This window comes from Brevundimonas sp. Root1423 (genome assembly GCF_001426805.1).
In genome coordinates, this window is sequence record NZ_LMFL01000036.1 from 1 (window position 1) to 24,604 (window position 24,604).

24 protein-coding genes are annotated in these 24,604 nt (G+C 69.6%); 9 read left to right on the forward strand and 15 right to left on the reverse strand.

The features are described from left to right. Positions 1-344: 344 nt before the first annotated feature. The gene (gene dapF, locus ASD25_RS20235; RefSeq protein WP_055831619.1) at positions 345-1,178 is read right to left on the reverse strand and encodes a diaminopimelate epimerase; all 834 of its coding nucleotides are present in this window, start codon (positions 1,176-1,178) and stop codon (positions 345-347) included. A 60-nt stretch (positions 1,179-1,238) separates the two neighbouring features. On the opposite strand from dapF, the gene ASD25_RS20240 reads away from it, so the two are divergent. From ASD25_RS20240 to ASD25_RS20250, 3 genes are all read left to right on the forward strand, one after another. Then, entirely contained in the window at positions 1,239-2,054 is an 816-nt protein-coding gene (locus ASD25_RS20240; RefSeq protein ID WP_055831620.1) for a potassium channel family protein, read from the forward strand. Positions 2,055-2,242: 188 nt separating this feature from the next. Further along, the gene (locus tag ASD25_RS20245; RefSeq protein ID WP_055831621.1) at positions 2,243-4,426 is read left to right on the forward strand and encodes a prolyl oligopeptidase family protein; all 2,184 of its coding nucleotides are present in this window, start codon (positions 2,243-2,245) and stop codon (positions 4,424-4,426) included. 171 nt (positions 4,427-4,597) lie between these two features. Next, positions 4,598-6,823: a prolyl oligopeptidase family protein gene (locus ASD25_RS20250; RefSeq protein ID WP_055831622.1), complete on the forward strand. Its 2,226-nt coding sequence runs from the start codon at positions 4,598-4,600 to the stop codon at positions 6,821-6,823. A 165-nt stretch (positions 6,824-6,988) separates the two neighbouring features. On the opposite strand, the gene ASD25_RS20255 is transcribed toward ASD25_RS20250, so the two are convergent. The 3 genes from ASD25_RS20255 to ftsY all read right to left on the reverse strand — a co-directional run bounded on the left by ASD25_RS20255 (position 6,989) and on the right by ftsY (position 9,321). After that, entirely contained in the window at positions 6,989-7,612 is a 624-nt protein-coding gene (locus ASD25_RS20255) for a MarR family winged helix-turn-helix transcriptional regulator (protein WP_055831623.1), read from the reverse strand. A 77-nt stretch (positions 7,613-7,689) separates the two neighbouring features. Continuing rightward, positions 7,690-8,382 carry an inner membrane-spanning protein YciB gene (locus tag ASD25_RS20260; protein ID WP_055831624.1) on the reverse strand — a complete coding sequence of 231 codons (693 nt, stop codon included), beginning with the start codon at positions 8,380-8,382 and terminating at the stop codon, positions 7,690-7,692. A gap of 3 nt (positions 8,383-8,385) precedes the next feature. Next, positions 8,386-9,321: a signal recognition particle-docking protein FtsY gene (ftsY, locus tag ASD25_RS20265; RefSeq protein WP_055831625.1), complete on the reverse strand. Its 936-nt coding sequence runs from the start codon at positions 9,319-9,321 to the stop codon at positions 8,386-8,388. A 306-nt stretch (positions 9,322-9,627) separates the two neighbouring features. Between ftsY and ASD25_RS20270 the strand changes: the two genes are divergently transcribed. After that, positions 9,628-11,688, forward strand: coding sequence for an NAD(+) synthase (locus tag ASD25_RS20270; protein ID WP_055831626.1), 2,061 nt, complete (start codon positions 9,628-9,630; stop codon positions 11,686-11,688). A gap of 53 nt (positions 11,689-11,741) precedes the next feature. Here ASD25_RS20270 and ASD25_RS20275 read toward each other — a convergent pair whose 3' ends face one another. Then, entirely contained in the window at positions 11,742-12,617 is an 876-nt protein-coding gene (locus tag ASD25_RS20275) for an alpha/beta fold hydrolase (protein WP_055831627.1), read from the reverse strand. A 69-nt stretch (positions 12,618-12,686) separates the two neighbouring features. Then, positions 12,687-13,199: an HAD-IIIA family hydrolase gene (locus ASD25_RS20280; RefSeq protein WP_055831628.1), complete on the reverse strand. Its 513-nt coding sequence runs from the start codon at positions 13,197-13,199 to the stop codon at positions 12,687-12,689. Between the two features lie 165 nt (positions 13,200-13,364). On the opposite strand from ASD25_RS20280, the gene ASD25_RS20285 reads away from it, so the two are divergent. Next, positions 13,365-14,522 carry a DegT/DnrJ/EryC1/StrS aminotransferase family protein gene (locus ASD25_RS20285; protein WP_055831629.1) on the forward strand — a complete coding sequence of 386 codons (1,158 nt, stop codon included), beginning with the start codon at positions 13,365-13,367 and terminating at the stop codon, positions 14,520-14,522. A gap of 9 nt (positions 14,523-14,531) precedes the next feature. Then, positions 14,532-15,467, forward strand: a complete 936-nt coding sequence (locus tag ASD25_RS20290) for a Gfo/Idh/MocA family protein (protein WP_055831630.1) — start codon at positions 14,532-14,534, stop codon at positions 15,465-15,467. 225 nt (positions 15,468-15,692) lie between these two features. Here ASD25_RS20290 and ASD25_RS20295 read toward each other — a convergent pair whose 3' ends face one another. Beyond that, entirely contained in the window at positions 15,693-16,178 is a 486-nt protein-coding gene (locus tag ASD25_RS20295; protein WP_055831631.1) for a MaoC family dehydratase, read from the reverse strand. Positions 16,179-16,188: 10 nt separating this feature from the next. After that, a complete protein-coding gene (locus tag ASD25_RS20300; RefSeq protein WP_055831632.1) occupies positions 16,189-17,181 on the reverse strand; it encodes a threonine/serine dehydratase in 993 nt (330 codons plus the stop codon). A 249-nt stretch (positions 17,182-17,430) separates the two neighbouring features. Between ASD25_RS20300 and glpK the strand changes: the two genes are divergently transcribed. Both glpK and ASD25_RS20310 read left to right on the forward strand, forming a co-directional pair. Then, the gene (gene glpK, locus ASD25_RS20305; RefSeq protein WP_055831633.1) at positions 17,431-18,936 is read left to right on the forward strand and encodes a glycerol kinase GlpK; all 1,506 of its coding nucleotides are present in this window, start codon (positions 17,431-17,433) and stop codon (positions 18,934-18,936) included. After that, on the forward strand, positions 18,933-20,006 hold the full coding sequence (locus ASD25_RS20310) for a phosphotransferase family protein (protein ID WP_055831634.1): 1,074 nt from the start codon (positions 18,933-18,935) through the stop codon (positions 20,004-20,006). The genes glpK and ASD25_RS20310 overlap by 4 nt, the downstream gene beginning before the upstream one ends. Before the next feature lie 3 nt (positions 20,007-20,009). Here the strand turns inward: ASD25_RS20310 and ASD25_RS20315 are convergent, their stop codons facing one another. From ASD25_RS20315 to ccmC, 5 genes are read right to left on the reverse strand one after another with little or no spacing between them, the layout of a single operon-like run. Next, on the reverse strand, positions 20,010-20,783 hold the full coding sequence (locus ASD25_RS20315) for a thioredoxin family protein (protein ID WP_235562814.1): 774 nt from the start codon (positions 20,781-20,783) through the stop codon (positions 20,010-20,012). 45 nt (positions 20,784-20,828) lie between these two features. Continuing rightward, complete coding sequence (locus ASD25_RS20320) at positions 20,829-21,053, reverse strand: hypothetical protein (protein ID WP_055831635.1); 225 nt, start codon at positions 21,051-21,053, stop codon at positions 20,829-20,831. A 34-nt stretch (positions 21,054-21,087) separates the two neighbouring features. Continuing rightward, the gene (locus tag ASD25_RS20325) at positions 21,088-21,654 is read right to left on the reverse strand and encodes a DsbE family thiol:disulfide interchange protein (protein ID WP_055831636.1); all 567 of its coding nucleotides are present in this window, start codon (positions 21,652-21,654) and stop codon (positions 21,088-21,090) included. Further along, a complete protein-coding gene (gene ccmD / locus ASD25_RS20330; protein WP_055831637.1) occupies positions 21,651-21,842 on the reverse strand; it encodes a heme exporter protein CcmD in 192 nt (63 codons plus the stop codon). Before ccmD ends, ASD25_RS20325 begins: the two co-directional genes overlap by 4 nt. Position 21,843: 1 nt before the next feature. After that, positions 21,844-22,563, reverse strand: coding sequence for a heme ABC transporter permease CcmC (gene ccmC, locus ASD25_RS20335; RefSeq protein ID WP_055831638.1), 720 nt, complete (start codon positions 22,561-22,563; stop codon positions 21,844-21,846). Between the two features lie 131 nt (positions 22,564-22,694). Between ccmC and ASD25_RS20340 the strand changes: the two genes are divergently transcribed. Next, on the forward strand, positions 22,695-22,919 hold the full coding sequence (locus ASD25_RS20340; protein WP_055831639.1) for an alkylphosphonate utilization protein: 225 nt from the start codon (positions 22,695-22,697) through the stop codon (positions 22,917-22,919). Positions 22,920-23,022: 103 nt separating this feature from the next. On the opposite strand, the gene ccmB is transcribed toward ASD25_RS20340, so the two are convergent. Then, positions 23,023-23,688: a heme exporter protein CcmB gene (gene ccmB, locus ASD25_RS20345; protein WP_055831640.1), complete on the reverse strand. Its 666-nt coding sequence runs from the start codon at positions 23,686-23,688 to the stop codon at positions 23,023-23,025. Continuing rightward, positions 23,685-24,284, reverse strand: a complete 600-nt coding sequence (gene ccmA / locus ASD25_RS20350; protein ID WP_055831641.1) for a heme ABC exporter ATP-binding protein CcmA — start codon at positions 24,282-24,284, stop codon at positions 23,685-23,687. Before ccmA ends, ccmB begins: the two co-directional genes overlap by 4 nt. Positions 24,285-24,604: the final 320 nt, after the last annotated feature.

A 24,604-nucleotide genomic window follows, 5' to 3' on the forward strand; every position in this document is an offset into this window, starting at 1 on the left:
GACCCCCCGGGCAGTCCGCCGACCCCACGCCCCCGACTATTCCACAAGCCGCAGGGTTCAAGCCGCGCAAGGGTCCGGGCGACGATTCCGGGACGACGTTTCCCGCTCGTTCGCACCCCGCCGCACGTTGATGGCCCTGGCGCCAGACGCCCTCCCCCGCGACGGGATGCAGATATTATGGGCCCGCCGGGAGGCGGTGCTGACAATAGAGTTTGGGAAAAGCGGAAGCAGTTGATCGGGGAGGATATTTTCCCGCCAACCCGACTATAGATCCGGCGAGCAGCGTCACGCCTTCGCGGGGATGCACGGTTGGAGGGGCGGTTTCACGCGGGAGAGCGGGCGGCCTATACCGCCAGCGTCCCCGTCCGTTCCACCACCACCGGGCCGGTCATCAGCACATGGCCGGTCGCCTCGTCCCAGACGATGGACAGGTCGCCGCCGTCGACCTCGACCGTGGCCGACCGGCCGGTCAGGCCCCGGCGCGCGCAGGCGACGAGGGCGGCGCAGGCGCCGGTGCCGCACGCCCTGGTCAGGCCCGCGCCGCGTTCCCAGACGCGCAGGCGGATATGATCGGGGGCGACGACATGGGCGAAGCCGACGTTGACCCCCTCGGGGAAGCGCGGGTGATGCTCGATCAGCGAACCCGTGCCGCGGACGAAGCCGTCGTTCGGGGCGTGATCCATGAAGAAGACGACGTGGGGATTGCCCATGGAGACGGCGCCGGGCGTATGCAGAACCGGGTCGTCGATCGGTCCGACCTGAAGCTCGATGCCCCGGGTGTCCATCTCCTCGTCCAGCGGAATCTGCGCCCAGTCCAGCCGCGGCGCCCCCATGTCGACGGTGATCCGGCCGTCGCTCTCGCGCCGGGCCGTCGTCGGGCCGCCGAGGGTGTCGATGACGACGCGGTCCTTGCCGGTCGACTCCATCAGCAGCCAGCCGACGCAGCGCAGGGCGTTGCCGCAGGTCTCGACCTGGCCGCCGTCGGCGTTCCACACCCGCATGAAGGCGTCGCCGGTCGAGGAGGGTTCGATGGCGATCAGCTGGTCGCAGCCCTCGCCCGTCTCGCGGTCGGCGATGGCGCGCGCCTGATCGGCCGTCGGCGCGAACGGCGTCTCCAGCGCATTGACGACGACGAAGTCGTTGCCGGCGCCGTTCATCTTGACGAAGGATCGGGTCATCGCAGACCCGATATAGAGACGGACTGGACCTTAGGCGAGGGAACCGCGTTAAGCGGGGCCATGAGCCCCGCCCCTCCCGCGTCCAAACCGGCTCCCGTCAAGGCCGAAGGTCTGCGTCTGCGGGCCCGGCTGCGCTATCTCTATCACGGCGCGTCGCCGCTGGCGGTGCGGTTCCGGCTGGCCGTCATCGCCATCGATTTCGCCATCATCGGCTTCTTCCTGGTCGCCCCGATCCTGCACGAGGCGGGGCGGGTCTTCTACGTCATCGACTATGTCGTCGCCGCCGTTCTGGCGGCCGATCTGGCGGCGCGGGCCTATGCCCACACCGATCTGAGGGACTGGCTGCAGAAGCCGGGAACCTGGATCGATCTGTTCGTGCTGGCGACCCTGCTGTTTCCGGCCTGGCTGTTCAACTTCGGCTTCCTGCGCCTGCTCAGGCTGTGGACCCTGCTGAACTCGGAGTTCTTCTGGCGGACGGTGGGGCGCAAATACGACGACACGCGGGTGGAGGAGATCACCCGGGCGCTGGCCTCGCTGGTGACCTTCATCTTCGTCGTGACCGGCTTCGTCTACGCCACCTTCCGCGGCAGCCATCCCGGCATCAGCGGCTATCTGGACGCCCTGTATTTCACCGTTGCGACCCTGACGACGACCGGATTCGGCGACATCACCCTGCCCGGCAACTGGGGCCGGGTGCTGTCGATCGTGGTCATGCTGACCGGCATCACCCTGTTCCTGCGTCTGGCCCAGACCATCTTCAAGCCGCACAAGATCCGGTTTCCCTGTCCCGTCTGCGGCCTGCAGAAACACGATCCGGACGCGGTGCACTGCAAGGCGTGCGGGGAGATTCTGTGCATCCCGGACGAGGGGGCGTGAAGGGGAGGGGCCAGGTTCCAGGGGCCAGGGGTCAGGGGTTGGGGCGGCGTCGATCTTCTTCCCGAGAACCTGGCCCCTGGAACCTGGACCCCCTTCCAACATGACAAAGCCGTAACCTCCGTCCGCTCCAGCTTGTGGCGGGCCCGTCGCCCGGTAAGGTGCCGCCCGACTTCCGTCGGGGACACCACATGATCCGCACCGCCGCGCTCGCCGCGCTTCTCGCTTCCACCGCCCTTTCGAGCGCCGCCATGGCCCAGACCTCCGTTCCCGCCCCGGCCGTCGCCGGGAGTTCGGGCGGCTTCGCGACCTCGGACGCGACCGACCCCTACCTGTGGCTGGAAGAGATCGACGGCGAGCGGGCCATGGCCTGGGTCAACGCCCACAATGAGCATTCGCTGGGCGTGCTGCGCGGCGATCCGCGCTTCCAGACCCTGCACCAGCAGGCGCTGGAGATCGTCCAGTCGCGCGACCGGATCCCGTCGCCGGGCTTCAATCACGACGGCACGATCGACAATTTCTGGCAGGACGCCGAGCATGTGCGCGGCATCTGGCGCACCACGACGCTGGACAGCTACCGCACCGAGGCGCCGCAGTGGGAGACCATCCTCGACTTCGACGCCCTGGCCGCGGCCGAGGGCAAGAACTGGGTCTACAAGGGCGCGACCTGCCTGCCGCCCGAGGAGACCCGCTGCCTCGTCTCCCTGTCGGACGGAGGCAAGGATGCGGTGACCATCCGCGAGTTCGACCGCGCCACCCGCACCTGGGTTGAGGGCGGTTTCGTGCTCGAGGAATCCAAGGGCGGGGCGTCGTGGGTGGACGCGGACACCCTGCTGATCGCGCGCGATTTCGGCCCGGGCACCCTGACCAGCTCGGGCTATCCGATGATCGTCAAGGTGCTGAAGCGCGGCCAGACGATCGATCAGGCCCAGACGGTGTTCACCGGCCAGCCGACCGATGTCTCGGTCTCGGGCTATACGCTGCGCGACGCGGACGGCGTGGTGCGGGCGACCCTGATCAACCGCGGCGTCAGCTTCTATGAGGGCGAGACCCACCGGCTGAACGCCGACGGCACGACGACGAAGCTGGAGCTGCCGGCCAAGTCCAACATCAATGCGCTTGTCCGTGGACAGATGGTCTTCACCACGGATCAGGACTGGACCGCGCCGTCGGGTCAGGAATTCAAGACCGGCGACGTCATCGCCTATGATCTGGCGGCCTGGATGGCCGACCCGACCGTGCAGGCGCAGCTGGTCATCCGCCCCGGGCCGCGCGAGGCCATCGAGGGCATCTCCAACACCCGCAACAAACTGGTCGTGGCCCTGTACGAGAACGTGCGCGGCTCGGTCTATGTCTATGAGCCCAACCCGGCCGGCGAATGGAGCCGCACCCGGCTGGACCTGCCGCAGAACGTCTCGGTCGGCGTCGGCTCGGCCAGCGAGCGCGACGACCAGGTGTTCGTCAGCGTCACCGGCTATCTGAACCCCTCCAGCCTGTTCCTGGCCGATGCGGCGACGGGCGAGGCGGACCTGACCAAATCCCTGCCGGCCAAGTTCAACGCCGAGGGGATGACGGTCGACCAGTTCGAGGCCCGCAGCGCCGACGGGACGATGATCCCCTATTTCGTCGTCCATCGCGGCGACATGGCCATGGACGGCTCGAACGCGACCCTGCTGTACGGCTACGGCGGCTTCCAGTCGTCGCTGCTGCCCGGCTATTCGGCCACGGTCGGCAAGCTGTGGCTCGAGCGCGGGGGCGTCTATGTCATCGCCAACACCCGCGGCGGCGGCGAGTTCGGCCCCAACTGGCACCAGGCGGCGCTGCAGCAGAACCGCCAGCGGGCGCACGAGGACTATCAGGCCGTGGCGCTGGACCTGATCGCGCGCGGCGTGACCAGCCAGCCGAAGCTGGGCATCATGGGCGGCTCGCAGGGCGGGCTGTTCATGGGGGCGATGCTGACCCAGCGGCCGGACCTGATCAACGCGGCGGTCATCCAGGTGCCGCTGTTCGACATGCTGCGCTTCCACAAGCTGCTGGCCGGGGCCTCGTGGATGGCCGAGTACGGCAATCCGGACGTGCCGGAAGAGCGGGCCTGGATCGAGCGCTATTCGCCCTATCAGAACCTGCGCGCGGACCAGCCCTAYCCCGAGGTCTTCATCCACACCTCGACCAAGGACGACCGCGTCCATCCGGGYCACGCCCGCAAGGCGGCGGCGCGGCTGGAGGAGCTGGGCTATCCGGTGCTGTTCTACGAGAACACCGACGGSGGCCATGCGGCGGGGGCGAACCTGCGCGAGACCGCCCGGCGYCTGGCGCTGGAATACACCTATCTGACGCGGCGGCTGATGGACACGCAGATTCCCGCGCCGGAATAGCCCGGGACCATACGCTCATCCCGGCCAAGCCGGGACCCAGCGCCTTCGTGAGGCATCGGCGGCTGGGATCGAGAGACGGCAAGCGTGGGCGGCGCCGATCGCCCAAAGGTCTGGGTCCCGGCTGGCTGCTACGCGCCGCCCGTCGGGTTGCCGGGATGAGCGGAGTTGAAAATGCGTCACCTGATCCTGGCCGCCGCGATCCCGGCGCTTGTGCTCGCGGCCTGCGCCGCCGGGCCCGATCCGGTTGTTCCGATCCGGCCGCTGGATATCGCCGAGGTTCCGTCCGTCATGCCGGCCGCTCCCCCGCCGCACATGCCGGCCGACCTGACCCCCGCCGGGGTGCGCGCCGCCGACGACCATCTGGCGCTGGAAGAGGTCAACGGAGCCGAGGCCATGGCCTTCGTGGCGGAGTCCAACCGGCGGGCGCTGGCGGCGCTGGAGGGCGACCGGCGCTATGAGCCGTTCCGCCGGCAGGCCGAGGCGATCCTGACGGCGACGGACCGGATCCCGAGCCCGAGCTTCCTCGGCGAGGGGATCGGGAATTTCTGGCAGGACGCGGCCAATCCGAAAGGCGTGTGGCGGCGCACGACATTGGACAGCTACCGCTCGGCGAACACCCGGTGGGAGACGATGCTGGACATCGACGCCCTGTCGCGGGCCGAGGGCAGGGACTGGGTCTGGAAGGGCGCGGACTGTCTGGCGCCCGACGAGACGCGCTGCCTGGTCAGTCTGTCCGACGGCGGCAAGGACGCGGTGGTGGTGCGCGAGTTCGATACGTCTACGGGGCTGTGGGTCGAGGACGGCTTCATCCTGCCCGAGGGCAAGCACCGGCTGGAATGGCTGGACCGGGACACGCTGCTGGTGGCCACGGACTTCGGGCCGAACACGCTGACGGAGTCGGGCTATCCCTTCATCGTCAAGTCGCTGAAGCGCGGCCAGACGCTGGCGCAGGCGACCGAGGTCTATCGCGGGGATATCGGCGACGGGGGGTATGGGGTCAGCCCGTCGGTCTATCGCGACAGGGACGGGATCGTGCTTGGCGTGCTGATCAACCGGCCGCTCGACACCTTCCGCAGCGAGACGTGGGAATTGGTGGACGGGACACCGGTGAAACTGAGCCTGCCCGAGCGGGTCAGCATTCGCGGCATGATGGATGGGCGGCTGGTCCTCACGCTCGACGAAGCGTGGAGCCGGGACGACGACGTGATTCCCGCCGGCGCCTTGATGGCGGTCGTCATCGACAAGCTTCGTCCGCTCGGACCCGACGAGATAATCGTCTCCAACGCCGCCGAGACGGTGTTCACCCCGACGGCCCGTCAGTCGGTCGAGGATGTGGCGGTCATGGACGATCGGATCGTCGCCAGCATCTATGACAATGTCCGTGGCCGGACGGCCGTGTTCCAGAACCGCGGCGAATTCGGCTGGCCCGAAACCGCCCTGCCGGCGCCGGCAAACGCCGCCGTTCATCTGGGCTCGTCCAGCCGGGAGTCGGGCCGCATCTTCTATTCCTATGAAGGCTTCCTGACGCCTTCGACGCTCGCTCTCGCCGATGCGCGGGCCGGGACCGCCGAGGTTCTGCGCGCCGCGCCCGCCCGCTTCGACGCCTCGACCCATGTGGTCGAGCAGTTCGAGGCGACGTCGTCGGACGGGACGAAGATCCCCTATTTCGTGGTCCGGCCGAAGGACCTGGTCATGGACGGGCACGCCCCGACGATCATCTATGGCTATGGCGGGTTCCAGGTGTCCAAGCCGCCGATCTACATCCCCGAGATGGGCAAGCTGTGGCTCGAGAACGGCGGGGTCTACGTCAACGCCAACATCCGCGGCGGGGGCGAGTTCGGGCCGGCCTGGCACCAGGGCGTGCTGAAGGAAAACCGGCAGCTGGCCTTCGACGATTTCGCGGCGGTGGCGCGGGACCTGCAGACGCGCGGGATCAGCTCGCCGCGCCGCACCGGCATCTACGGCCGGTCGAACGGCGGGGTCCTGACCTCGGTGTCGATCACCCAGCATCCGGAGCTGTTCAACGCGGCGGTGATCGAGAGCCCGCTGATCGACATGCTGCGCTACCACGAACTGCCCGCCGGGGCCTCGTGGATCGGGGAGTACGGCGATCCGCGCATCCCCGAGGAGGCGGCCTGGATCGCCCGCTATTCCGCCTATCAGCAGCTTCGTCCGGAGGCGGAGTATCCGCGCGTCTACATCACCACCAACACGCGCGACGACCGGGTGCATCCGGGCCATGCGCGCAAATTCGCCGCCCGCCTGGCCGAGCAGGGGCACGACCATCTGTATTACGAAGAGACGTCAGGCGGGCATTCCAATGACGCCGACCCGGTCGCCAACGCGAGGCGGTGGGCAAGGCATTATGTGTATCTGAGCCAGCAGCTGATGGATTGAGCCAAACCGGCCTTCCCCCATCTCGGGGGGAAGGTGGGCCGCGGAGCGGCTCGGACGGGGGCTGCCGGCGGCGCGTTTGCGCCCACCGGTCTGGATGCGGGCAGAGCCCCCATCCGTCAGGCTTCGCCTGCCACCTTCCCCCGAAATGGGGGAAGGGCCCGCCCGTCAGGCCGGTTCCACCACCTTGGTCTTCTTCGGCTTGGGGGCCTTGGCCGGTTTTTCGGCCTTGGGGAGTTTGGCCGGCTTGTCCGCCTTCTTCGCCAGCTTTTCGGCCTTCTTCGCCTCGCGCGCGGCCTTCTTGGCGGCGCGGGCGTCGGCCTTGGCCTTGGCCGGGGCGGCGTCGGCCTCGCCGGCCAGTTCGGCCAGCAGGTCGAGGAAGCCGTCGCGCTTGCCCTTGGGCAGCAGGGCCATGATCCGCTTGTCGGCGGCCTCGACCTTCGGTCGGGCGGCGTCCAGCGCGGCCTGACCGGCGACGGACAGCCGCACCGCCTTGGCGCGGGCGTCGATGGCCGACTTCTCGCGGTCCAGCAGACCCTTGGTCGTCATGCGCGAGACCAGATCGGCCAGGGTCGAGCGGTCGATCCCGGTGGCGCGGACCAGATCGGTCTGGGTCAGGCCGGACTTGTGGCTGACCGCCTCAAGCACGGCGAACTGACGCTGGGTCAGGCCGTCCGCGCCCGTCTCTTCGGAATAGATGTCGAGCGCCAGCTGCAGCACGCGGTGCATCAGATGGCTGGGCGAGGCGCCCAGTCCGCCGCCGCGTTTCGCCTTGTTTCCGGACTTGACCATGGACCGTATCCCCTCGGTGTGACGCTACAGCTAGCAGCCGCGTTTTACGGTTTGACGACGGACGATCCGGCGGCGGTTCACGGCGCCCGGTCCGGCTCGGCCGGCGCCATGGGATCGACCGGGGCGTCGGTCGAGGTGAGGTTTTTCATGATCAGCGGAATCTGCGACAGGCCGAACACCGAGGAAGCGACCCACAGCACGCCGCGGAAGCTGACCCAGACGTCGGCCGGATCGATGTCGCCGCGGCCCATGCGGGCGGCCGCCCAGCCGACGAGGGCCTCGCTGCGCACCAGTTCGTTGACGATGGCGACCGCCAGGAAGAAGAGGCCGTAGCGGAAGGTCAGGACGCGCCAGGCCCGGTCATTGATCGGGATCACCGTGCCGAGCAGGGCCCGCAGCGGCTGCTTGCCGAGCCACAGGCCGCCCAGCAGGGCGATGGCGAGGCAGGTGTTGAGGATGGTGACCTTGAGCTTGACCCACAGGCCGTCGCCCGTGAACAGGGTCAGAAGGCCGAAGACCAGGGCGAATCCGCCGACCAGCAGGGGCAGCAGGGCCAGTCGCTTCTCGACGATCAGGCCGATGGCGACGCCGATGGCGGAGCCCGCGACGAGGAACCAGGTGGCGTTGACCAGGGCCGCGTCGCCGTCCAGGCCGCGCAGACGCATCACCAGGAAGGCGAGGCCGAAGGCCAGCAGGCCGCTGAAATCGACCGCCTGGCGCAGGCGGGACTCCTTCGGCGCCGGCGGCGGCAGGGTCTCGGCGTCATTCATGCGTCAGTCCTCAAGCCCCACCAGTGATCTTGAAAAGGCCCGCGCGTCGAAGGGTTGCAGGTCGTCGATCCCCTCGCCCACCCCGATCAGCTTGATCGGGGCGTCCGAGGCCTGGGCGACGGGCACCAGAACGCCGCCGCGCGCCGTGCCGTCCAGCTTGGTCATGACGAGGCCGGAGACATAGGCGGTGCGGCCGAAGATCTGTTCCTGGGCGAGGGCGTTGCGGCCCACGGTGGCGTCGAGCACCAGCAGGGTCTCATGCGGGGCCTCCGGATCGATCTTCTTCAGCACGCGCACGATCTTGAGCAGTTCGTCCATCAGGGCCGACTTGTTCTGCAGCCGGCCGGCGGTGTCGATCAGGACCACGTCATAGCCCTCGGCCCGGGCCCGGGTGTAGGCGTCGAAGGCGAGGCCGGCGGGATCGGCCCCGTCGCGGCGGCTTTCGAAGGTCGCGCCGGCGCGTTCGGCCCAGACCTTGAGCTGCTCGCGGGCTGCGGCGCGGAAGGTGTCGCAGGCCACGATCATCACCTTCGCGCCCTGGCCGGTCAGGTCGGCGGCGATCTTGCCGAGGGTGGTGGTCTTGCCCGAGCCGTTGACGCCGACGAACAGGGTGACGAAGGGGCGGGGGCCCGACAAGGGCTCGTAACGGGCCTCGTGGTTGACCAGTTCGGCGGCGACGGCCTCGGCCAGGGCTTCCTTGACCTCGCGCTCGTTGGCGCCGGTCCCGAAGCGCAGTTCGCGGAAGCGGGCGACGATGCGGTCGGTCGCGGCCGGCCCCAGATCGCTCTCCAGCAGGTGCTCTTCCAGCTGGTCGAGGGCGGCTTCGGAGAGCGGTTCCTTGACGAAGGCGGCGACGACCTGCTCGGTCATCTGTTTCGAGGAGCGGGAAAGGCCCTCGCTCAGGCGCGAGAGCCAGCCCTTTTTCGGCGTGTCGTTCATGGGTTGGCTTTAGCGGGGCAATGCGGGCGCGTCACGTTATCTCGCGTCGCCTTCCCTCCTTCCGTCATCCTCGGGCTTGACCCGAGGATCAGACGTCGGGCCGGGCTATGCGGTTGAGACGGCCACGCGGGTGGGTCCCCACGTTCAACGACGGAGCGCCGGACGNGGTTCCCTGACCGAGCACCGGACGGTCCGATCCTCGGGTCAAGCCCGAGGATAACGGTCCGGGAGCCGGGATCGGGGGGGCGCCAGGAGTGACCGCCGCGCGTTGTCACGCTAGAACGCCCTGAGCCAGGAAGCCCGCCCTTGACCAAGCCCCACCCGTTCCATTCCCCCGCCGCCCACGGCTTCGTCCGCGTGGCCGCCGCGACGCCGGTGGTGCACACCGCCGACCCGGTCGCCAATGCGGAGGAACACATCGCCCTGATCCGTCAGGCGGGCGCGCAGGGCGTGGACCTGATCGTGTTTCCGGAGCTGTCGCTGAGCGGCTACGCCATCGACGACCTCGTGATGCAGGCGGCCCTGCTGGACGAGGTCGAGCGGCAGATCGACCGCATCGCCCAGGAGACGAAGGACGTCGGCGTCATCGCCGTCATCGGCGCCCCCGTCCGGCACGAGGAGCGGCTCTACAACACCGCCGTGGTCATGTCCCACGGCTGGCTCTGGGGCGTCGTCCCCAAGACCTACCTGCCCAATTACCGGGAGTACTATGAGAAGCGCTGGTTCTCCGCCGCCTCGCCTGAGCTGTATTCCGGCAGCGGCTGCAATCTGGCCGGCTTCTGCACCGGCTTCGGCGCCAATCTGATCTTCAGCGTTGAGGACCGGCCGGGTTTCGTCTTCGGCGCGGAGATCTGCGAGGATTACTGGGCTCCGCTTCCGCCCTCGACCCGTCAGGCGCTCGCCGGCGCCCGCATCCTGCTGAACCTCTCGGCGTCCAATGTGGTGATCGGCAAGTCCGACGACCGGGCCATGTTGTCGTCCAGCCAATCGGCGCGGGCGATGGCCGCCTACGTCTTCACCGCCTCGGGCTGGGGCGAAAGCACCACCGACCTCGCCTGGGACGGACAGGCCACGATCCACGAACTGGGCGCGAAGCTGGCCGAGGGCGAGCGGTTCTCGATGGAGAGCCACCTGACCATCGCCGACATCGACGTCGAGCGGATCGGCCTCGAACGCCAGCGCAACGGCACCTTCGCCGATTGCACGCGGCGAGAGGTGAAGCCGGGCGATTTCATCGACGTTTCCATTCGCGACGCCGGGCGCGGGCGCGCTTCCGGCGACCTGATCCGTCCGCTGGACCGTTTCCCCTTCGTGCCCGACGACCCGGCGCGGCTGGACCAGGACTGCTACGAGGCCTTCAACATCCAGGTCCAGGGCCTGATGCGCCGGATGAAGGCGACCAACGGCGAGCGCGTCGTGATCGGCGTCTCGGGCGGGCTGGATTCGACCCAGGCCTTGCTGGTCGCCTGCCGGGCGTTCGACCGGCTGAATCTGCCGCGGTCGAACATCCTGGGCTTCACCCTGCCCGGGTTCGCCACCTCGGAAGGGACCAGGTCCAACGCCTGGACCCTGATGAAGGCGCTGGGGATCACTGGGTCCGAGATCGACATCCGTCCGGCGGCGACCCGGATGCTGAACGACATCGGCCATCCGTTCGCCATGGGCGAGCCGGTGCATGACATCACCTTCGAGAACGTGCAGGCCGGTTTGAGGACGGACTATCTGTTCCGCCTGGCCAATCGGCACCATGCCTTCGTGCTGGGCACGGGCGATCTGTCGGAGCTGGCGCTGGGCTGGGCCACCTATGGCGTCGGCGACCACATGAGCCACTACAACGTCAACGGCGGGGTGGCCAAGACCCTGATCCGGCACCTGATCCGCTGGGTGGCGGCGAAGGAACTGGTCGGCGCGGACGCCAGCCCGACGCTGCGCGCCATCCTCGACACGGAAATCTCGCCCGAACTGGTGCCCGCAGGCGCGGACGGAAAGATTCAGTCCACGGAAGAGACCGTCGGCCCCTATGCGTTGAACGACTTCTTCCTGTTCTACGTCACCCGCTTCGGGCTGAGGCCGTCGAAGGTGGCGTATCTGGCGCACCAGGCGTGGAAGGACGCGGCGACCGGCCACTGGCCGGCGGACACGCCGGAGGCCGAGCGGGTCGCCTATGACCTGCCGGTGATCAAGGCGTGGCTGCGGAAATTCCTGTTCCGCTTCTTCCAGACCAGCCAGTTCAAGCGCTCGGCCCTGCCCAACGGGCCCAAGGTGGTGACCGGCGGCTCGCTGTCGCCGCGCGGCGACTGGCGCGCGCCGTCCGACGCCACGGCGCGGGTGTGGCTGGACGAGCTGGACGCCAACGTTCCGGATTAGGGATCATGCAGCAGGAATAGAGCGGCCCGATCTGCTGCTGCCTGCTGCCTCGTTCAGGGCAGCTCGTTCAGGAACGGGAAGATCGCCGCCTTGACCTCGGCCTCGTCCAGCATGGGCGCGTGGCCGATGCCGGGGGCCTCGACATAGTCCATCTTCGGGGCCCGCTTGCGCATCTTCGCCGCGATCCCGGGGCTCAGCAGGTCCGAGTTTTCGCCACGCACCAGCAGGACGGGACGGCCCCTGGCCAGGCGGTTGAACATCGGCCACAGGTTGGGGACCAGGGCTTTCGCGCCGGCGGCTCGGATCGGCACGGCGATGTCGGGATCATAGTCCAGCACCGGCGCGCCCTCGGTCCCGATCCTGAAGGTGCGGCGGGCGAAGGCGTCCCAGTCGGCGTCCGTATAATGGGGGAAGGCGACGGCGTTGATCGTCTTCACATAGGCCGCGGCCTCGGGCCAGCCGGGGGTGTCGACGGGCTGGCCGGAATAGGCGGCGATGCGCATCAGCCCCTCCTTCGCCACCTCGGGGCCGATGTCATTGAGGATGGCGCCGGCGATGACCTTCGAACGGATGGCGGCCAGGGCCATGGTGATCAGGCCGCCCATGGAGGTGCCGAGGAAGACGGCGCGCTCGATCCCCGACTGGTTCAGCAGGGCCAGCACGTCCTGGGCGTAGGTCGCGGGCTGGTAGGTCATCGGGTCCGGCGCGCGGTCGGACCGGCCGCGGCCGCGGATGTCGACGGCCAGGACCCGGCGGCCGCTCTGGGCGATCAGGGGGGCGATGGCGTCGAAATCCGCCGAATTGCGCGTCAGCCCATGGATGGCGATGACCGGCAGTTTCGCGGGACCCGCCGCCGCCGCATAGTCGCGGGCGTAGAGGCTGAGGCCGTCGGCGCTGGTCCAGCGGCGGTCGGCGAAGGTCTGGGTCATGCGAGGCTCCGGGCGGTCAGACCCCAGCTTATTTCATCAGGGAAGGAAATCCCACAGCCGGGGCTGCGGCTAATGGCCGAGCAGGTCCCGGACGAAGGCGTCCAGATCTCCGCCCTCGAACAGGAAGCCGGGGACGCCGGCGCGCCGGGCGGCCTCCAGGTCGGACGCCTGGTCGCCGATCAGGAAACTCTTCGCCGGGTCGATATTGTGATCGGCGACGGCCCTCAGGATCATGCCGGGATTGGGTTTGCGGTCGGGATGGTCCGGATGGATCCAGGCCTCGACCCGGCCCTCGGAATGGAAGGGGCAGGCGTAGACGGCGCCGATGATCGCGCCCCGGGCCGCCAGCCGCCGCACGATCAGGGCGTTGAACGCCTTCATCTGCTCTTCGGTGAACAGGCCGCGCGCCACGCCCGACTGGTTGGTGACGATGACGCACAGATAGCCCAGCTGGTTCAGGCGCCGCACGGCCTCGCCCGCGCCGGGCGTCAGGCGCAGATGCTCTTCCAGATGGGGATAGCCGGTGTCCTCGATCAGCACGCCGTCGCGATCGAGAAACACGGCGGGAACGCCGGTGGTCATGGTCGTTGCGCATACGGCGCCGTACACCCTCGTTGCAACCCGTCACGCGAAGTGACGGGCGGCGGTTTGGCGTGGCGGCGTCCGATTTGGTAGGAGGCGCGACCAAAGCGTCGCCCTCCGGGGCGGCGTCGCTTTCGCCATGCGCGACCGGAGGACCAAGCCGCCATGACCATCCCCTTCATCGACCTGCAGGCCCAGCGCCTTCGCCTGAACGGCAAGATCGAGGCCGCGGTGCAGGAGGCCGTCGTCGCCGGCGCCTGGGTCATGGGGCCGCAGGTGCGCCAGTTCGAAGCCGACCTCGCCGCCTTCGGCCAGGCGAAACACGCCCTGGGCTGCGCCAACGGCACCGACGCCCTGGCCCTGCCGCTGATGGCCTGGGGGATCGGGCGCGGCGATGCGGTCTTCACGCCCAGCTTCACCTTCGCCGCCACCGCCGAGATCGTGCCGTGGTTCGACGCCGAGCCGGTGTTCATCGACGTCGACGCCACGACCTACAACATGGACCCCGGCCATCTCGAGGCGGCCATCGAGGCGACACTGAAGGAAGGCCGGCTGAAGCCGCGCGTGGTCATCGCCGTCGACCTGTTCGGCCAGCCCGCCGACTACCCGGCCATCAAGGCGATCTGCGACAGGTACGGCCTGAAACTGATCGCGGATTCGGCCCAGGGATTCGGCTGCACCATTGATGGCGAGCATCCGCTGAAATGGGCCGACATCACCACCACCAGCTTCTTCCCGGCCAAGCCCCTGGGCTGCTACGGCGACGGCGGGGCGGTGCTGACCAATGACGACGACCTGGCCCAGATGATCGATTCCCTGCGCGTGCACGGCAAGGCGGTGGCGCGCGATCTGGAAGGCAAGACCTTCGACCACGACCCCAAATACCTGAACATGCGCATCGGCCTGAACAGCCGTCTGGACACCATCCAGGCCGCCGTCCTGATCGAGAAGCTGAAGGTCTTCGGTCAGGAGATCGAATGGCGCAACCGCATCGCCGCCCGCTACAATGAAGGTCTGCGCGCGCACGTGGCGGCCGTGCCGGACGTGCCCGCCGGAAACGTCTCCAACTGGGCCCAGTACACGATCGAGCACGAGGACCGCGACGGTCTGGCGGCGCATCTGAAGGACCAGGGCGTGCCGACCGCGGTCTATTATCCGATCCCGCTGCACCTGCAGCCGGCCTACGATCGGTATCCGCGCGGGCCGCAGGGTCTGCCGGTGACCGAACGGCTGATGCAGCGGGTGATCAGCCTGCCCATGCACGCCGACCTCGACGAGGCGACGCAGGACAGGATCATCGCGGCGGTCGCCAGCTTCGACTAAGGTTCGCGCATGACCCAACATCTTCCCCCGCTCAGGATCGGCGTCGCCGGCGTCGGCGTCATGGGGCGCAACCACGCCCGCGTGCTGTCGGACATCCGCGACTTCGACCTGACCGCCGTCTTCGACCCGGACGCCGCGACGTCCGGGGGCGTGGCCGGCCTGTATGACGCCGCGGCCTTCACCAGGGCGGCGGACTTCATCGCCGCCGGTCTGGACGCCGCCGTGGTCGCCACGCCCAACCGGCACCACGCCGACCTGGGCGTCGCCCTGCTGGAGGCCGGGGTGCATGTGCTGGTCGAAAAGCCGATCGCCGCCACCGTCGCCGACGCCCGGCGCCTGATCGACGCGGCCATGGCCAACAACCGCGTGCTCATGGTCGGCCAGGTCGAACGCTTCAATCCGGCGGTCGAGGCGGTCAAGCGCGCCATCGACGGCGAGGACGTCATCTCGATCCAGATCACCCGCGTCGGACCCTTCCCGCCGCGCATGGGCGAGGTCGGGGTGGTCATCGATCTGGCGGTGCATGACATCGACATCATCCGTCATCTGACGGAGTCCGAGATCGTCGAGGTCCAGCCCCAGCTGGCCCGCACCAAGGCCGAGCGCGAGGACACGGCCCTGCTGCAGTTCAGGCTGGAGAACGGGACCATCGCCCACATCACGACCAACTGGGTCACGCCCTACAAGGTGCGCACCCTGCAGGTCGCCACGAGGAACAAATTCGTGGTCGCCGACCTGATCACCCGTCAGGTCACGGAGTATTTCGGTCAGCAGCCCGACGGCTCCTACCAGACCCGCGCCGTCAACAGCTGGCCGGCCGAGCCGCTGAAGAAGGAGCTGGAGGCCTTCGCCCACGCGATCCGCACCGGCGAGCCCCCGGCGGTGACGGGCGAGGACGGGTTGAGGAACCTGGAAGTGGCGTTGCGGTGTCTGGGGGAGGGCTAGGCCTGCCTCCATAACGCTCATCCCGGCGAAAGCCGGGCTTTCCGGCGGGGCCCGGCGGTCCGAAGATTCATCACAAAGCACACGAAGCGACTCCACGAAGGGCACAAAGGGGCCCGTGCCCGGCGCTGATACCTTCGTGCCCCTCCTGACCCTTGGTGTCCTTTGTGATGAACCTCCGGGCTTCGAACCACGACGCATCGGTTCCGGCTTCGCCGGGATGCAGGATCAACCCTGTCCCACCACCTGCATCCCCAGCCATTCCGCCACCAGCGCGGGCTTGTCCGCCCCCTCGATCTCGACCGTGACCTCGTGCTTGAGCAGCCAGCGGCCGCCGCCCTTGTCCTCGGCGGACAGGAGCTTGAACCGTCCACGGACGTTTGACCCGGTCAGCACGGGGGCGAGGAAACGCAATTTGTCGAAGCCGTAGTTGACGCCCATCACCACCCCCTCCAGCGGCGGGACGGCGTCATAGGTCATGGCCGACAGCAGGCTGAGGGTCAGGAAGCCGTGGGCGATCGTGCCCCCGAACGGGGTTTTCGCCGCCGCCACGGGATCGACGTGGATGAACTGCCGGTCCTCGGTGATCTCGGCGAAGGCGTTGATGCGGGCCTGATCCACGCGGATCCAGCGACTGACGCCGACCTCCTGGCCGATCAGGCCGGGCAGGTCGGCGACGGGGGTGGGCGTACCCTTGCGTTCGGTGCGGCTCATGGACGGTTCCTCAGGCGACCGGGGTGAAACGGTCTTCGATGATGGCGGCGAACAGGGCCGGGTCGACATTGCCGCCCGACAGGACGAGGGCGGTGGCGCGCCCGCGGGTCTCGACCTTGCCGGCCAGGACGGCGGCCAGCGACACCGCGCCGCCCGGCTCGACCACCAGCTTCAGGGTGTGGAAGGCGTAGCGGACGGCCTCGGCCACCTCGGCGTCGGACACGGTCTCGACCCTGTCGACGCGGCGGTTGATGGGGAAGGTCAGCTCGCCGGGCCGGTCGGTCATCAGGGCGTCGCAGATGGTGCCGGGGGCCGGCGCATAGGTCACCCTCTGACCCGCCGCGATCGACAGCTGCATGTCGTTGTAGTGCCGCGGCTCGACCGCGATCACCGGCACGTGCGGGGCCAGGGCGGCCATGGCCAGGTTGATGCCGGCGATCAGGCCTCCGCCCGAGGCGCCGCAGACCAGCTGGTCCAGCGGGGCGGCGCCCGCGGCCTTGGCCTGTTCGATGATCTCGAGGCCGGTCGTGCCCTGACCCTCGATGACGAAGGGATCGTCGAACGGGCGCACCAGAACCGAGCCCCGGGAGGCGGCGATCTCCTCGCCGATGGCCTCGCGGCTCTCGGTGTAGCGGTCGTACATCCGCACCTCGCCGCCGAAGGCGATCACGCCGTCCACCTTCACCTTCGGACTGTCGGCGGGCATGACGATGACGGCGCGGGCGCCCATCAATCGCGCCGCGCAGGCGACGGCCTGGGCGTGGTTGCCGGACGAATAGGCCACCACCCCGCGCTTCAGTTCGTCGGGCGTCAGGCGGCTGATGCGGTTGAAGGCGCCGCGGAATTTGAAGGCCCCGGCCACCTGCAGGGTCTCGGCCTTCATCAGGACGCGGCCGCCGACGCGTTCGTTCAGCGCCGGGCTCTCGATCAGGGGGGTGCGGACGGCGTGACCGGCGATCTGGCGGGCGGCGTCCTGAACGCCGGAGAAGGAGGCGGTGTGCATGGACCGACTCATACCGGTCCGCCTGTCCCGGCGAAAGCCGGGCTTCCCAAGGTCGGAAGGTTCGTCACAAAGGGCACGAAGGGTGACGAAGGGCACAAGGAAACCTGTGCCTGGGTCCGACCCCTTCGTGTCCTTCGTGAGCCTTGGTGTTCTTCGGGATGAACCGGGCTCGCGGGCCGAGGCCAATGGGTTGCGGCTTCGCCGGGATGCACGGTTTGAGGTTTGGGGCGGGCGTTCTAACGTCGCCCGATGAAGTCTCTCATCCTCGCCATCGACCAGGGCACGACCTCCACCCGCGCCATCGCCTTCGAGGCCGCGCCCGAGGGCGGGCTGCGGCCCGTCGCGGTGAGCCAGATCGAGCTGGAGCAGCATTTCCCGCAATCGGGCTGGGTCGAGCACGACGCCGGCGAAATCTGGACCGCGACGCTGCAGACCTGCCGCGAGGTCATTCGCAAGGCCGGCGGCGTCGGACGGTTCGCGGCGATCGGCATCACCAACCAGCGCGAGACCTCGGTCCTGTGGGATGTGGCGAGCGGGGAGCCGCTGCACCGCGCCATCGTCTGGCAGGACCGGCGCACCGCCGCCGCCACCGGCCGGCTGGCCGCCGCGGGACATGAGCCGATGGTGCAGGCGGCGACGGGCCTGATCCTCGACCCCTATTTCTCGGCCTCGAAATTCGCCTGGCTGCTGGACGCGGTTCCGGGCGCCCGGGACCGGGCCGCGGCGGGCATGGTCAAGGTCGGCACCATCGAGACCTGGCTGATCTGGAAGCTGACCGGCGGCGTCAGCCATGTCACCGACGCCACCAACGCCAGCCGCACCTCGCTGATGGATCTGGCGACCCGCCGATGGCGGCCCGATCTGGCCGACCTGTTCGACGTGCCGATGGCGGTCCTGCCGGAAATCCGGGGGTGCGCCGATCTTCTGGGGGACTGCGAGCCGTCGCTGTTCGGCGCCGCCCTGCCGATCCACGGCGCGGCCGGGGACCAGCAGGCGGCGCTGGTCGGGCACGGGGCGCTGAAGGCGGGGGACGCCAAGATCACCTATGGCACCGGGGCGTTTCTGGTCGCCAATGTCGGCGCGGCGCCGGTGGCCTCGACCAGCCGGCTGCTGGGTACGCTCGGCTACGCCGTCGGCGGGGACGTGGCCTGGGCGCTGGAGGGGTCGATCTTCTCGGCGGGGTCGGCGATCCAGTGGCTGCGCGACGGGCTCAAGGTGATCAGCGAGTCGCGGCAGTCGGAGGCGCTGGCGCAGACGCTGAAGGACAACGGCGGCGTCTATCTGGTCCCCGGTTTCACCGGCCTGGGCGCGCCGTGGTGGGAGCCGGAGGCGCGGGGGACGATCACGGGTCTGACCCGGGACAGCGGTCCGGCGCATATGGTGCGGGCGGCGCTGGAGAGCCTGGCCTACCAGACCCGCGACCTGCTGGACGCCCTGGCCAGGGACGGGGCGCCGAGGCTCAAGGTGTTGAAGGTCGACGGCGGCGTCACCGCCAACGCCTTCGCCATGCAGTTCGTGGCCGACATTTGCGAGGTGGTGGTCGAGCGCCCGGCGTTCCAGGAAATGACGGCGCTGGGGGCGGCCAAGCTGGCGGCCCTGGGCGTCGGCCTGATCGGCGATCTGGAGGACCATCCGGTCGAGGCGCCGGCGCGCTGGACGCCGAAAATGGAGGCGGGCGAGCGGGAACGGCTGCTGAAGGGCTGGCGCGCCGCGGTGCGCGCGGCCATCATCGCCGCCCATCCGGAAGACGCATGACCCAGCCCCTCGACGACGCCCAGGCGACCTTCTCCGGCACCCGCGAGGTCGATCCCCGCTATGCCCTGGACGAGGCGGCGCTGGATCGCTGGCTGTCGGCCCATGTCGAGGCCTACGCCGGGCCGCTGACGGTGCGGCAGTTCAAGGGCGGCCAGTCCAATCCGACCTATGAGCTGGCCACGCCGGGGCGAACCTATGTGCTGCGCCGCAAGCCCCCCGGGACGCTGCTGGCCAGCGCCCATGCGGTCGACCGCGAATTCACCGTCATCTCGGCCCTGCACAGGCAGGGGTATCCCGTTGCGCGACCCTATGCTCTGTGTACGGACGATGCCGTCATCGGCTCGATGTTCTATGTCATGGACAAGGTCGAGGGCCGGATCCTGTGGGACCTGAAACTGCCCGGCATGGAGCCGGTGCAGCGGCGGGCCATCTATGACGCCCAGGTGGATGCGCTGGCGGCGCTGCACGCCTTCGATCCCGCCGCCATCGGCCTGGGCGACTACGGCCGGCCGGGCAACTATTTCGAACGGCAGGTCGGGCGCTGGACCAAGCAGTATCGGGCGTCGGAGATCGAGCCGATCCCGGCCATGGACCGGTTGATCGAATTCCTGCCCGCCACCCTGCCGCCCGCGGGCCCGACGCGGATCGTGCATGGCGACTTCCGCCTCGACAATCTGATCCTCGCCCCGGATGCGGCGGAGGTGCGGGCGGTGCTGGACTGGGAGCTGTCGACCCTCGGCGATCCGATGGCGGACTTTTCCTATCTGCTGATCGCCTGGGTGATCCCGGCCACGGCGCGCAACGGTCTGGCGGGCGCCGACATCAAGGCGCTGGGCATCCCCTCCGTCGAGGAGACGGTCGAGCGCTACGCCCGGCTGACCGGGGCGAGGCCGGAGACTCTGGACTGGCTGTTCGCCTACAACCTGTTCCGGCTGGCGGCCATCTGCCAGGGCATCGCCGGGAGGGTGCGCGACGGCACCGCCGCCAGCGCCCACGCCCGCACCATGGCCGCCCAGGTTCCGATGCTGGCCGCCGGGGCCCTGGGCTTCGCGAAAAAGGCCGGGGCCTGAGCCCTAGCCGGGCGGCAGGACGGCGCCGTTGAGGATGCGCCGGTCGGCCTTGGCCTGGACCAGGATGGCGACCGCCTGGGCCGGATCGCGCGCGGTGGGCAGGGCGTAGAGGCGCGGCTGGCCGGTCCAGTCGCCCAGCGTCCGGACCGAACGCACGACATTGGTGTGGCGCACGCTGCGGCCGCGGTTGTCGCCGCGGGCGATCTCCACCGTCTGGGGGCCCGGGGTGTAGAGCACGGCCACGACCTCGGCCCCGCCGGCGGGGGCCGGACCCGAGCCGACGCCGACCCGGTCGCCGCCCTCGCGGAACTCGATCTCGGGCGGGAAGATGCGGCGCGCGGCCTCCTCGTCGATGGCGCCCTGCAGGGCGGCGCCGCTCGCTCCCGCGACCTGGCGGCGGCCGTCGATCACGACTTGCGGCGTCGACACGTCGCGCAGCCGCAGCGGCCGGCGATAGGCGCGCTGGCGCTGGGCGAACTCGGGCCGGGCGAAGGTGTCCTGCCAGCCCAGATAGTCCCAGTAGTCGACGGCGTAGGTCAGGGCGATGACGCCGGGCTCGCCCGCCACGGCCTCGACCCGGGCGTTGGCCTCGGGACAGCCGGCGCAGCCCTGGGCGGTGAACAGTTCGACGACCACGGGCTCGGGCGGGGGCGCGTCGCGGCGGGCCACGCGCGTCGGCGACGGCTGGGCTCCCGCCCCCGCCGCCAGCAATGCGGCCGCGAGGGCCGCCGCAGGGATGATCCAGCCCCTTGTGCGCATGGCGGCGAGGTTAATCACGGCAGGCGAAAAGGCGCCGCTCATTTTCGCGTGAAGGCCGAATATCTAGACGCGGATGTCCAGCAGGGCGCCCGGACGGGCCGGACGGTCCTCGAAGGCGGCGGCGGTCGGCTGCGGCGTGGCGGCGCGGAGGGTCGGCCCGGCGGGCGGACCCTGAACGGCGTCGAGCGCCGTCTTGAAGAAGTCCGAGCGCGAGGCGCGCACGGGCGAGGCGCCGGCGGGATGCGCCGGGAACAGGGTCGAGATCAGGTCGGGACGAATCGCGCTCATGCCGACAGGGTTAATCAAAACCGTCGAAAAGGGGTTAACGCCGTGTTGCGGTGGGCAGCGGGCGGGGCGGGGCCTGGATGGCGTCGACCAGCCGCTCGACCTCGGCGTCGTCGACGAGGGGGCCGGATGACTTGGCCGCGACCTCGCCCATGGCGTTGACCGCGAAGGTCTCGGGCGCGCCCGAGATGCCCAGGTCAAGCCCGGCGCGGCCCTCGCGGTCGACCAGCACCATGGAATAGGGATCGCCCAGTTCGTCGAGGAAGCGACGGGTGTCCGCGGGATCGTCCTTCCAGGCGACGCCGACGACGGCGACGCCGCGCGCCTTCAGCGCCATCAGCTTCGGATGCTCGACCTTGCAGGGCAGGCACCAGCTGGCGAAGACATTGACCAGCATCGGCTTGCCGACGCCGGCCGTCTTCAGGTCGACGTGGCCGGGTCCGGGGATGACGCCGTTCAGTATGGGCAGGACGGTTTCCGGGACCGGCTGGCCGACGAGGGCGTCGGGCTTGACCGCCGGGTCGCGCTGCAGCGACCAGCCGACGAACAGGACCGCGAGGGCGGCCAGGATCACCAGCGGAATGAGGGAGACCCAGCGGCTCATGGTCGGGGCTCCACCGGGCTTCGCCCTGTCGGGGCCGGGGCGGCGTCGTTGTCGAGGCGCTTCAGCTCGGCGTTCCAGCGGCGGGCGGCGATCACGGCCCGGACGGCGAGGGCCGCCAGCACGGCGGCGCTGATGCCCCAGGCGGGCCAGACGAAGGGGGCGTAGGCGCCCATGTCGAGGTCGATCATCTCAGGCCTCCTGGGCGCGGCGGGCGCGAAGGGTCAGAACCCGGCGGCGCACGATCTCGGTGCGGATGGAGGTGATCCAGACGGCGAGGAAGAAGACGCCCCAGGCCGCCATCATGGTCAGAAGCGGAGCGAGGAAGGCGGCCGGCATGGCCGGGCCGTCGGCCCTCAGCAGGGAGGCGGGCTGGTGCAGGGTGTTCCACCAGTCGACCGAGAATTTCACGATCGGCAGATTGACCAGCCCGACCAGTCCCAGGACGGCGGCGGCGCGCGCGGCCTTCGTCTCGTCGTCGATCGAGGCGCGCAGGGCCATGTAGCCGAGGTAGAACAGGAACAGGATCAGCACCGACATCAGCCGCGCGTCGCCCCAGGCCCACCAGGCGCCCCACATCGGCTTGCCCCAGAGGCTGCCGGTGATCAGGGCCAGGGCGGTGAAGGCGGCCCCGGGCAGGGCGGCGGCGCGCGCGGCGGCGTCGGCCAGCGGATGGCGGAACACCAGGGCGAAGAAGCTGGAGACGCCGAGGGCCGCATAGATCATCAGCCCGACCGAGGCGGCGGGCACGTGCACGAACATGATCCGCGCCGTGTCGCCCTGCTGATAGTCCTCGGGCGCGGCGAACGAGAGCCAGGTTCCGACAGTCAGCAGGACGGCGGCCAGCCCCCACAGCGCCGGCGTCAGCGGGCGGGTGAAGCGCAGGAAGCGGTCGGGGTTGGCGAGGAACATCAGGGAGGTTCTTAGTGGGCTATCGCGCTTCGCGCTACTTGAGGCTGGCCTGGTGCGCTATCGCGCTTCGCGCTGGTTGAGCCCGTCGTCTTGTCGTGTGCTAGAGCGTCGCGTCTGGAAAGAGGCGAGCCATGACCGACGATGTGACCAAGGATTCCAACGGCAACGTCCTGGCCGACGGCGACAGCGTGACCCTGATCAAGGACCTCAAGGTCAAGGGCTCGGGCGGGGTGACCCTGAAGCGCGGCACGCTGGTGAAGAATATCCGCCTGACCGGCGACACGGACGAGATCGAGGCCAATGTCGACAAGGTGCGCGGCCTGGTGCTGCGGACGGAGTTCGTCAAGAAGGCCTGAGCGGTCCTCCTTTCCCGGCGAAGCCGGGCCCCGATCCATTCCCGGGTTCATCACCAGGGACACGAAGGGTTCACCATCGATTCCGGCTAGGCCGCGACGAGGCTCAGCCCTGTGCGTTCCGGATCGCCGCCGCCGCCGCGAAGGGCGTGACCACCCCGGCGAACAGGACGTAGGCGAAGAGGAAGGCGAGGGCCGGCGTCGGATCGAGCCCGTTTGTGGCCCGCTCCAGAGCCCCCGCGCCGAACACCACCGGCGGAATGAACAGCGGCAGGACCACGACCGCGATCAGCAGGCCGCCGCGTTTGGCGCCGAGGGCGAGGGCGGCGCCCAGCGCCCCGGTCAGGGCGAAGCCGAGCGCGCCGATCAGGGCCGACAGGCCGACCAGCGGGGCGAGGGCGGGCGGCAGGCCGAGGGTGACCGCGGCGACCGGGGCGGTGATGGCCAGAGGCGCGCCGACTGCCAGCCATTGCGCCTTGGCCTTGGTCAGGACCACCAGCTCCAGCGGGACGGGGCCGAGGGTGATCAGGTCGAGGGCGCCGTCCTCATGGTCGCGCTCGAACAGGCGCTCGAGCGACAGGATCGAAGACAGGGCGAGGGCCAGCCAGGCGATCCCGCCCGCGACGGGTTTCAGCCCCGCCGGATCGCCGCCTGCCGCCAGCGGCACCAGCACGGTCAGGCACAGGAAGAAGCCGCAGGCCAGCAGGGGGCCCCCGCCGCCGGCCCAGGCCAGGGCGAGTTCGCGCCGCCACAGGATGAGCAGCGCCCTCATCGCCCGGCTCCGATGTCGAGCGCGCGCGCGGGCAGCGGCAGCGGATCGTGCACGGCGGCGATGAGGCCGCCGCCCCTGTCGAGATGCGCCTGCATCAGCAGGCCGAGCGCGGCCCGCCAGCGGGCGTCCAGCGGCGCGAAGGGCTCGTCCAGCAGCCAGATCGGACGCGGCGCCGCGATCAGCCGGGCGAAGGCGAGGCGGCGGCGCTGGCCGGCCGACAGCTTGCGCACCTCGAGGTCGAGCAGCGGCTCCAGCGCCAGCACGTCGACGGCGGCGGCGATCCCGTCGGCGGAAGCGCCCGACCATTGCGCCTGGAAGGTCAGTTCCTCGCGGGCGCGGCGGCCGGTCTTCAGCCCGTCGAGATGACCCAGCCAGTGGATATGGTTGGCCCGCGCCTCGGCCGGCTCGACCTCGGCGAAGGCGACGGTCCCCGCGTCGGGGCGGATGAAGCCGGCGAGGGTGCGCAGCAGGCTGGTCTTGCCCGCGCCGTTGGCGCCGGTCAGGGCCAGGGCTTCGCCGGAGGCGAGCGAGAAGGACAGGTCGTGGAACAGCAGGCGTTCGCCGCGGGAGACGGTGAGGGCGGAGGCGGTGATCATGTGGTCTCCCTCACCCCTTGTGGGGAGGGATGTCGGCGCGCAGCGACGACAGGGTGGGGTACGCCTGAAATTCCCCACCCGGTCGCTTCGCGACCACCCTCCCCATAAAGGGGAGGGAGAAGGTTTCTGCGAACGTTTCTCAATACCCACACGCCCATCGTGGATACATGGACCTTGCCTGCAACCCTCGCTATATCCGCCCTCGCCGCAGCAGGCGTTCGCCGCGCGCGTCGGGGACCTGTGCGCCCCGCCGCAAGCCGCGCGTTCGTGCAACCGGATTGTCGGGCGGCGTTGACCAGAGGAAGCCTCTCCATGCCGTC

Bases quoted from the DNA above. Each gene is read 5' to 3' on its own strand.
- dapF (WP_055831619.1), bottom strand. From the start codon at position 1,178: ATGACCCGATCCTTCGTCAAGATGAACGGCGCCGGCAACGACTTCGTC.
- ASD25_RS20240 (WP_055831620.1), top strand. From the start codon at position 1,239: ATGAGCCCCGCCCCTCCCGCGTCCAAACCGGCTCCCGTCAAGGCCGAA.
- ASD25_RS20250 (WP_055831622.1), top strand. From the start codon at position 4,598: ATGCGTCACCTGATCCTGGCCGCCGCGATCCCGGCGCTTGTGCTCGCG.
- ASD25_RS20255 (WP_055831623.1), bottom strand. From the start codon at position 7,612: ATGGTCAAGTCCGGAAACAAGGCGAAACGCGGCGGCGGACTGGGCGCC.
- ASD25_RS20260 (WP_055831624.1), bottom strand. From the start codon at position 8,382: ATGAATGACGCCGAGACCCTGCCGCCGCCGGCGCCGAAGGAGTCCCGC.
- ftsY (WP_055831625.1), bottom strand. From the start codon at position 9,321: ATGAACGACACGCCGAAAAAGGGCTGGCTCTCGCGCCTGAGCGAGGGC.
- ASD25_RS20275 (WP_055831627.1), bottom strand. From the start codon at position 12,617: ATGACCCAGACCTTCGCCGACCGCCGCTGGACCAGCGCCGACGGCCTC.
- ASD25_RS20280 (WP_055831628.1), bottom strand. From the start codon at position 13,199: ATGACCACCGGCGTTCCCGCCGTGTTTCTCGATCGCGACGGCGTGCTG.
- ASD25_RS20285 (WP_055831629.1), top strand. From the start codon at position 13,365: ATGACCATCCCCTTCATCGACCTGCAGGCCCAGCGCCTTCGCCTGAAC.
- ASD25_RS20290 (WP_055831630.1), top strand. From the start codon at position 14,532: ATGACCCAACATCTTCCCCCGCTCAGGATCGGCGTCGCCGGCGTCGGC.
- ASD25_RS20295 (WP_055831631.1), bottom strand. From the start codon at position 16,178: ATGAGCCGCACCGAACGCAAGGGTACGCCCACCCCCGTCGCCGACCTG.
- ASD25_RS20300 (WP_055831632.1), bottom strand. From the start codon at position 17,181: ATGCACACCGCCTCCTTCTCCGGCGTTCAGGACGCCGCCCGCCAGATC.
- glpK (WP_055831633.1), top strand. From the start codon at position 17,431: ATGAAGTCTCTCATCCTCGCCATCGACCAGGGCACGACCTCCACCCGC.
- ASD25_RS20310 (WP_055831634.1), top strand. From the start codon at position 18,933: ATGACCCAGCCCCTCGACGACGCCCAGGCGACCTTCTCCGGCACCCGC.
- ASD25_RS20320 (WP_055831635.1), bottom strand. From the start codon at position 21,053: ATGAGCGCGATTCGTCCCGACCTGATCTCGACCCTGTTCCCGGCGCAT.
- ASD25_RS20325 (WP_055831636.1), bottom strand. From the start codon at position 21,654: ATGAGCCGCTGGGTCTCCCTCATTCCGCTGGTGATCCTGGCCGCCCTC.
- ccmD (WP_055831637.1), bottom strand. From the start codon at position 21,842: ATGATCGACCTCGACATGGGCGCCTACGCCCCCTTCGTCTGGCCCGCC.
- ccmC (WP_055831638.1), bottom strand. From the start codon at position 22,563: ATGTTCCTCGCCAACCCCGACCGCTTCCTGCGCTTCACCCGCCCGCTG.
- ASD25_RS20340 (WP_055831639.1), top strand. From the start codon at position 22,695: ATGACCGACGATGTGACCAAGGATTCCAACGGCAACGTCCTGGCCGAC.
- ccmB (WP_055831640.1), bottom strand. From the start codon at position 23,688: ATGAGGGCGCTGCTCATCCTGTGGCGGCGCGAACTCGCCCTGGCCTGG.
- ccmA (WP_055831641.1), bottom strand. From the start codon at position 24,284: ATGATCACCGCCTCCGCCCTCACCGTCTCCCGCGGCGAACGCCTGCTG.